The organism is Stutzerimonas sp. NM35 (assembly GCF_054604355.1).
The window spans coordinates 3,465,509-3,479,118 of sequence record NZ_CM137728.1 but is presented as its reverse complement, the minus strand read 5'-3'; the positions used below and the strand labels follow the sequence as shown (position 1 = coordinate 3,479,118).

The following is a 13,610-nucleotide window of genomic DNA, read 5'->3' as shown; positions in this document are numbered from 1 at the left end:
GGCTATTCCGAAGGCTGCGAGCCGTCCAGGGTCCTGATCGGGCCGTAGAGATTGGGGCGGCGATCACGGAACACGCCCCAGGCGCTGCGGATGTGTTCCAGCTGATCGAGATCGAACTCATGCACCAGCACGCCTTCGCTGGTCCGGTCCATTTCCTCGACCTTCTCGCCGAACTGGTCGGCGATGAACGAGGAGCCGTAGAAGGTGATGTCGTAGCCGTCCTGCTCCTCGGTGCCTACGCGGTTGCTGGCGATCAGCGGCATCAGGTTGGCGCCGGCGTGGCCCTGCTGGACGCGCTGCCAATGGTCGCGCGAGGTGATGTTGGGGTCATGCGGCTCGCTGCCGATGGCGGTCGGGTAGAACAGCAGTTCGGCGCCCATCAGCGCCATGCTGCGCGCGGTCTCGGGGAACCACTGGTCCCAGCAGATGGCCACGCCGATCCTGGCGTAGCGGGTGTTCCAGACCTTGAAGCCGGTGTCGCCGGGATTGAAGTAGTACTTCTCGTGGTAGCCCGGGCCGTCCGGAATATGGCTCTTGCGGTAGACGCCCAGCAGCGTGCCGTCGGCATCGATGATGGCGATGGAGTTGAAGCGCGCGCGCCCGGCCAGTTCGAAGAAGCTGATCGGCAGCACCACCGCCAGCTCCTTGGCGATCTTCTGGAAATGCTGGATCGCGGGGTTGTCCTCCACGCCGGTGGCCAGCTGCAGATACTCGGGGTTGGGCTTCTGGCAGAAGTAAGGGGTTTCGAACAGCTCCTGGATCAGGATCACCTGGGCGCCCTTGGCGGCCGCTTCGCGAACCAGCTTCTCGGCCTTGGCGATGTTCGCTTGGCGGTCCCAGGAGCACGCCATCTGGGTGGCGGCGACAGTAACGGTACGGGTCATGACGGCCTCGTTGAATTGGGGCGTTTGGAAATGGAGTGGATTTTAGGCGGGAAGTTTGGAAAAGACGATAAAGGCGATTGAAGCCGATAAAAGCGCTGGAGGCTGGAGGGCTGGACGAAAAGCAGAGCCGTTGCGTGCCTTTCGTTCAGCCTTCAGCGTTTTTGTCGGCTTTCGGCTTTAAACCGTATGCAGATACCAGTTGTATTCGAGATCGGAGATCGAGTGCTCGAACTCGGCCAGTTCGCTTTCCTTGCAGGCAACGAAGATGTCGATGTAATCCGGGCTGATGTAGCGCGCCATGATCTCGTTGTCGTCCAGCTCGCGCAGGGCATCGCGCAGGTTGGACGGCAGGCTCGGTTCGACCTGCTCGTAGGAGTTGCCCTCGATGGGTGCGTCCGGATCGATTCTATTCGTCAGACCGTGGTGAATTCCGGCGAGGACACTGGCCAGCAGCAGATAGGGGTTGGCGTCGGCGCCGGCGACACGGTGCTCGATGCGCACCCCGTCCGGACTGTCGGTTGGCACGCGCAGCGCCACGGTGCGGTTGTCCAGCCCCCAGCACGGCGCATTGGGTACGTAGAACTGGGCACCGAAGCGGCGATAGGAGTTGACGTTGGGGCAGAGGAAGGCCATCGATGCGGCCATGGTCTGCTGGATACCGCCGATAGCGTGACGCAAGGTTTCACTTTCCAGCGGGTTGTCAGTGGCGAAGATATTGTTGCCCTGCTTGTCGAGCAGCGAGATGTGCACGTGCAGCCCGTTGCCGGCCTGGCCCGGATAGGGCTTGGCCATGAAGGTGGTGTCCATCTCATGGTCGTAGGCGATGTTCTTGATCAGCCGCTTGAGCAGTACGGCATAGTCGCAGGCCTTGATCGGGTCGGCTACGTGGTGAAGGTTGACCTCGAACTGCGCTGGCGCACTTTCCTTGACGATGGCATCGGCGGGTATGCCCTGCTCCTTGGCACCTTCGAGGATGTCCTGGAGGCAGTCGACATACTCGTCGAGGTCATCGATCAGGTAGACCTGGGTAGAGTGCGGTCGCTTGCCTGAAATCGGCGAGCGCGGCGGCTGTGGGCGGCCATTGATGTTCTCCTGGTCGATCAGATAGAACTCCAGCTCGAAGGCCGCGCAGATAGTCAGACCCAGCTCGTCGAAGCGGCTCACCACCTGGCGCAGCACTTCGCGCGGATCGGCGAAGAAAGGCACGCCGTCGCGTTCGTGCATGGTCATCAGCAGCTGCGCGGTGGGGCGTTTCTGCCAGGGTTCGTTGCTCAGGGTGTTGGGGATGGGGAAGCAGATGCGGTCCGAATCACCGATATCCATGCCCAGCCCGCTGCTTTCCACAGTGATGCCATTGATGTCGAGGGCGAACAGCGAGGCCGGCAGGTTGATGCCTTTCTCGTATACCTTGTGCAGACTGGCGCGTTCGATGCGCTTGCCGCGCACCACACCATTCATGTCTGCGATCAGCAGGTCGACGTACTGGACCTCCGGGTGTTCCTTGAGAAATGCGTTAGCTTCATTGAGCTGAACGGCACGCGGCGGCGGTTGCATGATGAGATACCTTAAATATTGTTAAAAATTTCAATCATCAAAACGGCTTGATTGGAGTCAATCGAAAAGCCTTGCGGCTGTCAATAGCAGCGCGAGAGTGCCTCATTCTGGGCTGCAGCGGGCATTTATGGGGCGCGGGAATCTTCGCTTGCAGGCCCTGACGAAGGTCGTCTTGCAATCTATTGTCTATAAAAATGAACAAGACTACTCTTCGATGAGCCCCAACTGACAAGACGAGTATTCCATGTCTCGCATGCCACTGATCGGCGTTTGCGCCTGTACCCGGCAGATCGGCCACCACGGCTTTCATATCGCCGGCGACAAATATCTGCGTGCTGCGGCGATTGCCGGCATGCCGCTGGTGATACCGGCGCTGGGCGACTTGATCGACCGGCAGACCCTGCTGAAAAGTCTCGACGGCCTGCTGTTCACCGGCTCGCCGTCCAACGTCGAGCCCCATCATTATCAGGGGCCGGCCAGCGAGCCGGATACGCCGCACGACCCTTCGCGTGATCAGATGACGCTGCCGTTGATTCGCGAGGCGGTGGATGCCGGCATTCCGGTGTTCGGTATCTGTCGCGGATTCCAGGAGATGAACGTGGCCTTTGGCGGCAGCCTGCACCAGAAAGTGCATGAAGCAGGGCCTTATCAGGATCACCGCGAGCGTCCCGAGGACCCCGTCGAGGTGCAATATGGCCTGAGTCACACACTGCATGTGCAGCCGGATGGCATGTTGGCGCGCCTTGGCCTGCCCGCCGAGATCCGAGTCAATTCGGTGCACGGGCAGGGTGTCGAACGGCTGGGCGAAGGGCTGCGTATCGAGGCGCTGGCGCCTGACGGGCTGATCGAGGCCTTCTCCGTCGAGGCGGCGCCGAGCTTCGCCCTCGGTGTGCAATGGCACCCGGAATGGAAAGTACATGAACACCCGGCTTACCTGGCGCTGTTCCAGGGCTTCGCCGAAGCCTGCCGGGCGCATGCTGCACAGCGTTGAGTGGACCCACCGCGCATAACCGCAATCAGAGGTCATCATGACTAGCAAGCTCGACCAGCTCACCGGCTGGCTGAAAGAACACAAGATCACCGAAGTGGAGTGCCTGATCAGCGACCTGACCGGTATTGCCAGGGGCAAGATCTCGCCGACCAGCAAGTTTCTCGGCGAAAAGGGCATGCGCCTGCCCGAAAGTGTGCTGTTGCAGACGGTCACCGGCGACTATGTCGAGGACGACATCTACTACGAGCTACTGGACCCGGCGGACATCGACATGTTCTGCCGGCCCGACCCCGATGCGATGTTCCTCGTGCCCTGGGCCATCGAGCCGACCGCTCAGGTGATTCACGACACCTACGACAAGATGGGCAACCCCATCGAGATATCGCCGCGCAATATCTTGAAGCGCGTACTGAAGATGTATGCCGACCGTGGCTGGCAGCCCATCGTCGCGCCGGAAATGGAGTTCTACCTGACCCAGCGCTGCGAGGATCCGGACCTGCCGTTCCAGCCGCCGATCGGGCGTTCGGGCCGGCAGGAGACGGGCCGGCAGTCGTTCTCGATCGATGCCGCGAACGAGTTCGATCCGCTGTTCGAGGACATGTACGACTGGTGCGAAGCCCAGGGCCTGGATCTGGATACACTGATCCACGAGGAGGGCACCGCACAGATGGAAATCAACTTCCGTCACGGCGAAGCGCTGCACCTGGCCGACCAGATCCTGGTGTTCAAGCGCACCATGCGCGAGGCCGCGCTCAAGCACAACGTCGCCGCCACCTTCATGGCCAAGCCGATGACCGGCGAGCCGGGCAGCGCCATGCACCTGCACCAGAGCGTGGTGGATATCGAGACCGGGCGGAATATCTTCTCCAACCCCGATGGTTCCATGAGCCAGCTGTTCCTGCACCACGTCGGCGGCCTGCAGAAGTACATTCCCGAGCTGCTGCCGATGTTCGCCCCCAACGTCAATTCGTTCCGCCGTTTCCTGCCCGATACCTCGGCGCCGGTGAATGTCGAGTGGGGCGAGGAAAACCGCACCGTGGGGCTGCGCGTGCCGGATTCCGACCCGCAGAACCGCCGACTGGAGAACCGCCTGCCGGGCGCCGACGCCAACCCGTATCTGGCCATCGCCGCGAGCCTGCTGTGCGGCTACATCGGCATGATCGAGGAGCTGAACCCCAGCCCGCCGGTCAAGGGCCGTGGCTACGAACGGCGCAACCTGCGCCTGCCGCTGACCCTGGAGGCCGCGCTGGAGCGCATGGAAAGCTGCCGCGAGCTGCGCAAGTACCTGAGCCCGAAATTCATCACCGGCTACGTCGCGGTCAAACGCACCGAACAGGAGAATTACCATCGGGTGATCAGCTCCTGGGAGCGGGAATTCCTGATGCTCTCGGTGTAAAGCAGTCGTAGGGTGGATGACGCTTTTTTCATCCACCGATAACACACGCAAATCCAACCAAGAGGTGACTGATGAGCGATTCGCAAACCCTGCACTGGCAAGCCTTGAGCCGCGACCATCATCTGCCGCCGTTCACCGATTTCAAGGCGCTCAATGCCAAGGGTACGCGGGTGATCACGCGCGCCGAGGGCGTCTATCTGCAGGACAGCGAGGGCCACAGGATTCTCGATGCCATGGCCGGGCTCTGGTGCGTCAACCTCGGTTACGGGCGCGAGGAGCTGGTCGAGGCCGCGACCCGGCAGATGCGTGAACTGCCCTACTACAACCTGTTCTTCCAGACCGCCCACCCGCCGGCCATCGCCCTGGCCAAGGCGATTGCCGATATCGCCCCCGAGGGGATGAACCATGTGTTCTTCACCGGCTCGGGGTCGGAGGCCAACGACACCGTGTTGCGCATGGTGCGCCATTATTGGGCGATCAAGGGTAAACCCGGGAAGAAGGTGGTCATCGGTCGCTGGAACGGCTATCACGGGTCGACCATCGCTGGCGCCAGCCTCGGCGGCATGAAGGCCATGCACGATCAGAGCGACGGGCCGATTCCCGGTATCGAGCATATCGACCAGCCCTACTGGTACGGCGAGGGCGGCGAGCTGGAGCCGGAGGAATTCGGCGTGCGCGTCGCCGAACAGCTGGAACGCAAGATTCTCGAGGTGGGCGAGGACAGGATTGCCGCTTTTATCGCCGAGCCGATCCAGGGCGCCGGTGGGGTGATCATCCCGCCGGACAGTTACTGGCCGAAGCTCAAGGAAATCCTCGCACGCTACGAGATTCTGCTGGTTGCCGACGAGGTCATCTGCGGCTTCGGCCGTACCGGCGAATGGTTCGGCAGCGATTACTACGGCCTCGCACCGGATCTGATGCCCATCGCCAAGGGTCTGACCTCGGGCTACATCCCCATGGGCGGCGTGGTGGTGCGCGACGAAGTAGTGCAGACCCTCAACGAAGGCGGCGAGTTCTACCACGGCTTCACCTACTCGGGGCATCCGGTGGCTGCTGCGGTGGCGCTGGAGAACATCCGTATTCTGCGCGAAGAGAAGATCGTCGAGCAGGTCAAGGCGAAAACGGCACCCTACTTGCAGTCCCGCTGGCGGGAGCTGGCCGAGCATCCGCTGGTGGGCGAGGCGCGGGGCGTCGGCATGCTCGGCGCGCTGGAGCTGGTGAAGAACAAGAAAACCCGCGAGCGTTTCGCTGCGCTGGGCGTGGGCATGCTCTGTCGCGAGCACTGTTTCCGCAATGGCCTGGTAATGCGTGCGGTAGGCGACACCATGATCATTTCGCCGCCGCTGGTGATAAACGAGGCGCAGATCGACGAGCTGATCGACAAGGCCCGGCTGTGTCTGGATGCAACCGCCAGGGAAGCGCTTGGCTGAGGAGCTACTATCGTTACGAATGCATGAGAACTGCGCTCGGGTTATTGAAAAACCGTCATCGACCTTGCCAGACTGCGCGCGTGCTTTTGCCAGGCTTCCCGAGGCTGTGTCGAATCGGCACAGCCTGTTCGCTGCTCGGTTAAGCCGAGGGAAGCGATGCGATTCGCCTTCTGCTGACTTGTAAGCCAAAAACAAACGATTACAACAGGAGCCACACGGATGAAACCCTTTGCCAAGACCCTCTTAGCGATGACGCTGGCCGGCGCGGTAGCCGGTGCTGCCCAGGCCCAGGAGAAGGTGCTGCACGTATTCAACTGGTCCGATTACATTGCCGAAGACACCCTGAGCAACTTCACCCAGGAAACCGGCATCAAGGTGGTCTACGACGTTTTCGACAGCAACGAAGTGCTGGAAGCCAAGCTGCTGGCCGGCAGCTCCGGCTATGACGTGGTGGTGCCGTCCAACCCCTTCCTGGCCAAGCAGATCAAGGCTGGCGTGTTCCAGAAACTGGACCGCAGCAAGCTGTCGAACTGGGACAACCTCGACAAGGATCTGCTCAAGGCGCTGCAGACCAGCGATCCGGACAACCAGTATTCGGTTCCCTACATGTGGGGCACCATCGGTATCGGCTACAACGCCGAGAAGGTCAAGGCCGCTCTGGGCGAAGACGCGCCGGTGGATTCCTGGGATCTGGTGTTCAAGCCGGAAAATATCGAGAAACTGAAATCCTGCGGCGTCGCCTTTCTCGACTCGCCCACCGAAATGCTGCCGGCGGCCCTGCATTACCTGGGGCTCGCACCGGACAGCAGCAAGGCCGACGAGCTGAAGAAGGCCGAGGAACTGTTCCTGCAGATCCGTCCGCATGTGGCCTACTTCCATTCCTCGAAATACATTTCCGACCTGGCCAACGGCAACATCTGCGTGGCCATCGGCTATTCGGGTGACATCTACCAGGCCAAGTCGCGTGCCGAGGACGCCCAGAACGGCGTCAACGTCAGTTACAACATTCCCAAGGAAGGCGCGGGCAGCTTCTTCGACATGCTGGCGATTCCGACCGATGCCAGGAACGTCGAGAACGCCCATGTGTTTCTCGACTACCTGATGAAGCCGGAAGTCATGGCGCCCATCGTCGACTACGTGCAGTTCCCCAGCGCCAATGCGGCCTCTACCCCGTTGGTGGCCGAGGCGATCCGTACCGATCCGGGTATCTATCCGAGTCAGGACGTACTGCAGAAGCTCTATACCTTCACTGACCTCGACGCCAAGACCCAGCGCACCATGACCCGCAGCTGGACGCGAATCAAATCCGGTCGTTGATACCCGACCAGGCTCGCCGGGTCTGCGACCTGTGCGAGCCGGCAGGCTGCTTCCTCACCGCTGGCAAAGGGGGCGGCAGCCTGTACGGGCACGAAGTATGGCTTTTTGTATCAGACCAGTTGATTTCCCGGGGTTTTTCCAATAAATAGCCCGCCTTTCGTCCGCTGTGCACGCGCGGCCTGTAACAAGAGGACAATTCCATGCGTTTCACGCTGAAGTCGCTTCTTATCGCCGTTGCCGCCATCAGCGGCACCGTTTCTGCCCAGGCCGCTAGTGTGCATATCTACAACTGGTCGGATTACATTGGCGAAACAACGCTTGAGGTGTTCGAAAAAGAGACCGGTATCAAGCCCGTCTACGATGTCTTCGATGCCAATGAAACCCTTGAGGCCAAGCTGCTCGCCGGTCGCAGCGGCTATGACGTGGTGGTGCCTTCCAATCACTTCCTCGGCAAGCAGATCCGCGCCGGCGCCTTCCAGAAGCTGGACCGCAGCAAGCTGTCGAACTGGGACAATCTCGATCCGGCGCTGCTCAAGCAACTGCAGAAAAACGATCCCGGCAACGCCTATGCGGTGCCTTACCTGTGGGGCACCAACGGCATTGGCTACAACGTCGAGATGGTGTCTACCGCGCTGGGTATCGAGAAGGTCGATTCCTGGGCTGTGATCTTCGAGCCGGAGAATGCCAAGAAGCTTGCCGGTTGTGGCATCGCCTTTCTCGATTCGGCCGATGAAATGATCCCGGCAGTGCTCAACTACCTGGGGCTGGACCCCAACAGCGAAGATCCGGACGACTACGCCAAGGCTGCAGCCAAATTGCAGGAAGTTCGGCCATACGTGCGTTATTTCCATTCGTCCAAATATGTTTCCGACCTGGCCAACGGCAATATCTGCATTGCCGCCGGGTTCTCCGGGGACGTCTTCCAGGCTGCGGCTCGCGCCGATGAAGCCGGCAAGGGCATCGATATCGCCTATGCCATTCCCAAGGAAGGCGGCAACCTCTGGTTCGACATGCTGGCCATCCCTGCCGATGCGCGGAATGCCGAGCAGGCTCATGCCTTTATCGATTTCCTGCTCAGGCCCGAGGTGATCGCCTCGGTCAGTGACTACGTCGGTTATGCCAATCCCAACTCGAAGGCCGGCGAGCTGATGGACCCCGAGGTTCGCCAGGACCAGTCCATCTATCCGCCGCAGAACGTGCTGGATCGCCTGTTCGTCAACAACGAGCTGCCGCCGAAAATCCAGCGGCTGATGACACGTACCTGGACCAAGCTCAAGTCTGGCCAGTGACGACGTGGCCGGGCGCTGCCCGGCCTTTTCAAGACGATAGATCCGGCGGTGTCCGGGCTCATTTCTTTCAATCGGGAGTTCGCGCATGGCCGTTGCCTCCAGCGCCTACAAAAAGGCCCTCACCGGTGAGAGCCAGAACAAGCAGGTGCTGCTGAAGATCGACCGCGTCACGAAGAAATTCGACGAAACGGTAGCGGTCGATGATGTCTCACTGAACATCCATCAGGGCGAGATCTTCGCCTTGCTCGGTGGCTCCGGTTCGGGCAAGTCGACACTTTTGCGCATGTTGGCCGGTTTCGAGCGACCGACCGAAGGCCGCATTTTCCTCGATGGCCAGGACATCACCGACATGCCGCCCTACGAGCGGCCCATCAACATGATGTTCCAGTCCTATGCGCTGTTCCCGCACATGAGCGTGGAGCAGAACATCGCCTTCGGTCTCAAGCAGGATCGTCTGTCGAAGGCGGAGATCGACGAGCGCGTCAAAGAGATGCTGGGTCTGGTACAGATGACCCAGTACGCCAAGCGCAAACCGCACCAGCTGTCCGGCGGCCAGCGTCAGCGCGTGGCCCTGGCTCGCTCGCTGGCGAAAAGGCCCAAGCTGTTGCTGCTTGATGAGCCCATGGGCGCGCTGGACAAGAAGCTGCGCTCGCGAATGCAACTGGAGCTGGTGCAGATCATCGAGCGCGTCGGCGTGACCTGCGTGATGGTCACCCATGACCAGGAAGAGGCCATGACCATGGCCGAACGCATCGCCATCATGCATATCGGCTGGATCGCCCAGGTCGGCAGCCCGATGGATATCTACGAAACCCCCGCCAGCCGGCTGGTCTGCGAGTTCATCGGTAACGTCAACCTGTTCGATGGTGAACTGATCGAGGATGCCGAAGACCACGCGGTGATCGCCTGTCCGCAGCTGGAGCGACCGATCTATGTCGGCCATGGCATCAGCACCCGCGCCCAGGACAAGCGCGTGACCTTCGCCCTGCGTCCCGAGAAACTGCTGATGAGCATCGAGAAGCCGGAGCTGGAGCTGCCCGACTACAACTGGGTGCAGGGTATCGTGCATGACATCGCCTATCTGGGCGGGCATTCGGTGTACTACATCAAGCTGGAATCCGGGCTGCTGCTGCAGGCCTTCGTTGCCAACGCCGAGCGCCACGTAAAATGGCCGACCTGGGATGAGCAGGTGTATCTGCACTGGCTCAGCGACAGCGGCGTGGTGCTGCAGGCATGAGTCGGGTGCGGCTGAACACCGGGCGCCGACTGGTCATCGGCGTCCCCTTCCTGTGGCTGATGCTGTTCTTCCTGCTGCCGTTCGCCATCGTGCTGAAGATCAGCTTCGCCGAAGCGGACGTGGCGATCCCGCCGTACACGGATATCTTCGCCTACGCCGATCAACAGCTGCAGGTGCTGATCAACCTCGGCAATTACATCTTCCTCAGCGAGGATGATCTCTACCTGGCCGCCTATGCCGGTTCGCTGAAGATCGCCTTCTTCAGCACCCTGCTGTGCCTGCTGGTCGGCTATCCCATGGCCTATGCCATCGCCCGCGCCCGCAAGGACCTGCAGACGGTGCTGCTGCTGCTGATCATGATGCCGACCTGGACCGCGATCCTGATCCGCGTCTACGCCTGGATGGGCATCCTCAGCAGCAACGGCCTGCTCAACAGCCTGCTGCTGGGCATGGGCCTGATCGATACGCCGTTGCAGATCCTCAACACCGATCTTGCGGTGTATATCGGCGTGGTCTACTCCTACCTGCCGTTCATGATCCTGCCGCTCTACGCCAATCTGGTGAAGCACGACCTGAGCCTGCTGGAAGCCGCGTCCGATCTGGGCGCCCGGCGGCTGACCAGCTTCTGGAAAATCACCGTGCCGCTGTCGAAGAACGGCATCGTCGCCGGCTGCATGCTGGTGTTCATTCCCGTGGTGGGCGAGTTCGTCATCCCCGAACTGCTCGGTGGCCCGGAGACGCTGATGATCGGTAAGGTTCTCTGGCAGGAGTTCTTCAACAACCGCGACTGGCCGGTGGCTTCGGCACTGGCGGTGGTGATGCTGGCGATCCTGATCGTGCCGATCATTCTGTTCAACAGGAACCAGGCGAAGGAACTGGAGGGCAAGCTATGACCTACCCGAGCGATGCCCCGTCCTGTTCAACAGTCTTTTCATCCAGAAGCATGGCCAAACAGCTGGAGGGCACGCTATGAAGCGCTGGAGCTTCTCCAATCTGATCCTGATGCTGGGGCTGCTGTTCATCTACCTGCCGATGGTGATTCTGGTCATCTACTCGTTCAACGCTTCGCGGCTGGTGACGGTGTGGGGCGGCTGGTCGTTGAAGTGGTACATCGGCCTGCTGGACAACACGCAGCTGATGGGCGCGGTGATGCGCTCGCTGGAAGTGGCCTTCTACACCGCCATCGCCGCGGTGGCGCTGGGCACCATGGCTGCCTTCGTGCTGACGCGCATCCCGGTATTCCGTGGCCGCACCCTGTTCGGCGGGCTGGTCACGGCGCCGCTGGTGATGCCCGAGGTGATCACCGGCCTGTCTCTGCTGCTGCTCTTCGTGGCCATGGCGCAGCTGGTGGGCTGGCCGGCGCAGCGCGGGCTGGTGACCATCTGGATCGCTCACACCACCTTTTGCTCGGCCTACGTGGCGGTGGTGGTGATGGCGCGCCTGCGCGAGCTGGACCTGTCCATCGAGGAAGCCGCGATGGATCTCGGTGCGCGCCCGTGGAAGGTGTTCTTCCTGATCACCATGCCGATGATCGCGCCTTCGCTGGCCGCTGGTGGCATGCTGTCCTTCGCCCTGTCGCTGGACGACCTGGTGCTGGCCAGCTTCGTCTCCGGACCGGGCTCGACCACGTTGCCGATGGAAATCTTCTCCGCCGTGCGCCTGGGCGTGAAGCCGGAGATCAACGCCGTCGCCAGCCTGATCCTGCTCACCGTGTCGCTGTTCACCTTTATCGCCTGGTATCTCACCCGGCGCGCGGAGAAGCGCCGCGTGCGAGCGATGCAGCAGGCGCTGGAGCTGGATGCCGACCAGGGTGCCGAACGCAAAGTGATGATGCCACCACCGGCGCATAGCTGAGCGGAAAGCATCTGAGGTGAAGGCTGTTGTAGGTCGGATTAGCCGAAGGGGTAATCCGACGATCCGACGGTGTGATGCGATCCTCCATGCCCGATCGCGCAGCATTCAACACGCCTGGCCGCTCGCCTGTCGGGTCGGTGAAGCGTGACCCGACCTTGTATCTCGACTGCAGCCTTTCAGGAGGCGATAGTCCCCGGCTGATCATCGGGGGAGAGAGTGCAAGTAGTACCCGCCCTTAAGCTTCGAGCTTGTGACGTAGATAACGCTGCACTCCTCCGCACTCATCCAGTAAGTCCGAACGGTATCTTGAGCCACGAGCTCGCATTAGCAAGGTAGGACGGATGCAGTGACGATCTATCCGTTCACTGAGGAGGAAAACCATGGCCATAGTCGTTGGCGTCGACATCGCCAAACACACATTCGACATCGCAACCTTGCAGAGCAACGGCAAGCACCGCACCAAAGGCAAGCTGACCAATGACTCAGCAGGCTTTGAGGTGTTCCAGCAATGGCTGCTCAAGTACGCCGAGCCGCAGGCATGGGTCGTCATGGAGGCGACGGGCATCTACTACGAAGCCCTGGCCGAATGGCTGCTCGCGCGAGGTTACCGGGTGTGCGTCCTCAACCCGGCCCAAGTTACCTATTACGCCCGCAGCCAATTGCAGCGGGTGAAGACCGACAAGGTCGACGCCAAGCTCATTGCCGATTATGGCAGCCTGCATCAGGCCAAGCTGCGTGCTTGGCAGCCTGATCCACCGTCCATTCGCCGCCTCAAGGCCCTGGTGCATCGCCTGAAGGATCTTCAGGAGCTGGAGCAGATGGAACAGAACCGCCTGGACGTGACCCGCGAGACCAAGGTCAAGGCGTCGATCGAGTCGGTTCTTGAACATTTACGCCAGCAAATCGCCGAGACGCTGGAAGCGATCAAGCAGCATTTCGACGACAACGATGACTTGCGCGGCCAGCGTGACCTGCTCTCGAGCATCGACGGCATTGCTGAGCGGACAGCAGCGCTTCTGCTGGCTGAACTGGGGGACATTCAACGCTTCGGCAGCAGCCGAGCGGTCACCGCTTTTGCAGGGCTCAATCCCAAGCTACAGGACTCGGGAATACTCAAAGGGCATGTGCGGATTTCCCGTATGGGGTCGGCCAGCTTGCGCGCGGGGCTCTACATGCCAGCCATTACGTCCATGAGCCGTAACCCTGCCATTCGGGCAATGGTCGAGCGGATGAAAGCCAGAGGTAAAGCCGGCAAACAGATCGTCTGCGCGGCGATGCGTAAATTGCTCTGTATCGCCTATGGCGTGTTGAAATCCGGCGAACCGTTCAACCCCGAACTCGCTATTGCGAAGTGAGGGGCAAGACGGTATCTACACCAGCGCAGAGCCGGCCTTTGTAGGTCGGATTAGCCGAAGGCGTAATCCGACGATGTGATGCGGCCATCCATGCCTGATCGCGCAGCATTCAACACGCCTGGCCGCTCGCCTGTCGGGTCGGTGAAGCGTGACCCGACCTACACCAGCGCAGAGCCGGCCTTTGTAGGTCGGATTAGCCGAAGGCGTAATTCGACGATGTGATGCGGCCATCCATGCCTGACCGCTCAGCCTTCAACGCGCCTGGCCGCTCGCCTGTCGGGTCGGTGAAGCGTGACCCGACCT

The 13,610-nt window shown here is 61.1% G+C and carries 11 protein-coding genes; 9 read left to right on the top strand and 2 right to left on the bottom strand.

Annotation, left to right across the window (positions count from 1 at the left end):
* Positions 1 to 2: 2 nt before the first annotated feature.
* Both aguB and ACYCFC_RS16015 read right to left on the bottom strand, forming a co-directional pair.
* Positions 3 to 884 carry an N-carbamoylputrescine amidase gene (gene aguB, locus ACYCFC_RS16020; RefSeq protein ID WP_181084656.1) on the bottom strand — a complete coding sequence of 294 codons (882 nt, stop codon included), beginning with the start codon at positions 882 to 884 and terminating at the stop codon, positions 3 to 5.
* Between the two features lie 177 nt (positions 885 to 1,061).
* Complete coding sequence (locus ACYCFC_RS16015) at positions 1,062 to 2,438, bottom strand: glutamine synthetase family protein (protein ID WP_181084654.1); 1,377 nt, start codon at positions 2,436 to 2,438, stop codon at positions 1,062 to 1,064.
* 244 nt (positions 2,439 to 2,682) lie between these two features.
* Between ACYCFC_RS16015 and ACYCFC_RS16010 the strand changes: the two genes are divergently transcribed.
* The 9 genes from ACYCFC_RS16010 to ACYCFC_RS15970 all read left to right on the top strand — a co-directional run bounded on the left by ACYCFC_RS16010 (position 2,683) and on the right by ACYCFC_RS15970 (position 13,307).
* Complete coding sequence (locus tag ACYCFC_RS16010; protein ID WP_459652211.1) at positions 2,683 to 3,429, top strand: gamma-glutamyl-gamma-aminobutyrate hydrolase family protein; 747 nt, start codon at positions 2,683 to 2,685, stop codon at positions 3,427 to 3,429.
* Between the two features lie 37 nt (positions 3,430 to 3,466).
* Positions 3,467 to 4,825: a glutamine synthetase family protein gene (locus ACYCFC_RS16005; protein WP_181084650.1), complete on the top strand. Its 1,359-nt coding sequence runs from the start codon at positions 3,467 to 3,469 to the stop codon at positions 4,823 to 4,825.
* 71 nt (positions 4,826 to 4,896) lie between these two features.
* Positions 4,897 to 6,255, top strand: a complete 1,359-nt coding sequence (locus tag ACYCFC_RS16000; protein ID WP_459652210.1) for an aspartate aminotransferase family protein — start codon at positions 4,897 to 4,899, stop codon at positions 6,253 to 6,255.
* A gap of 219 nt (positions 6,256 to 6,474) precedes the next feature.
* Entirely contained in the window at positions 6,475 to 7,572 is a 1,098-nt protein-coding gene (locus ACYCFC_RS15995) for a polyamine ABC transporter substrate-binding protein (protein WP_181084644.1), read from the top strand.
* Positions 7,573 to 7,772: 200 nt separating this feature from the next.
* A complete protein-coding gene (locus tag ACYCFC_RS15990) occupies positions 7,773 to 8,861 on the top strand; it encodes a polyamine ABC transporter substrate-binding protein (RefSeq protein WP_459652209.1) in 1,089 nt (362 codons plus the stop codon).
* 85 nt (positions 8,862 to 8,946) lie between these two features.
* A complete protein-coding gene (gene potA / locus ACYCFC_RS15985; RefSeq protein WP_181084640.1) occupies positions 8,947 to 10,098 on the top strand; it encodes a polyamine ABC transporter ATP-binding protein in 1,152 nt (383 codons plus the stop codon).
* A gap of 11 nt (positions 10,099 to 10,109) precedes the next feature.
* Positions 10,110 to 10,991, top strand: coding sequence for an ABC transporter permease subunit (locus ACYCFC_RS15980; RefSeq protein WP_459654014.1), 882 nt, complete (start codon positions 10,110 to 10,112; stop codon positions 10,989 to 10,991).
* A 76-nt stretch (positions 10,992 to 11,067) separates the two neighbouring features.
* Entirely contained in the window at positions 11,068 to 11,952 is an 885-nt protein-coding gene (locus ACYCFC_RS15975; protein ID WP_459652208.1) for an ABC transporter permease subunit, read from the top strand.
* 380 nt (positions 11,953 to 12,332) lie between these two features.
* Positions 12,333 to 13,307, top strand: coding sequence for an IS110 family RNA-guided transposase (locus tag ACYCFC_RS15970; protein ID WP_459652207.1), 975 nt, complete (start codon positions 12,333 to 12,335; stop codon positions 13,305 to 13,307).
* Positions 13,308 to 13,610 lie beyond the last annotated feature (303 nt).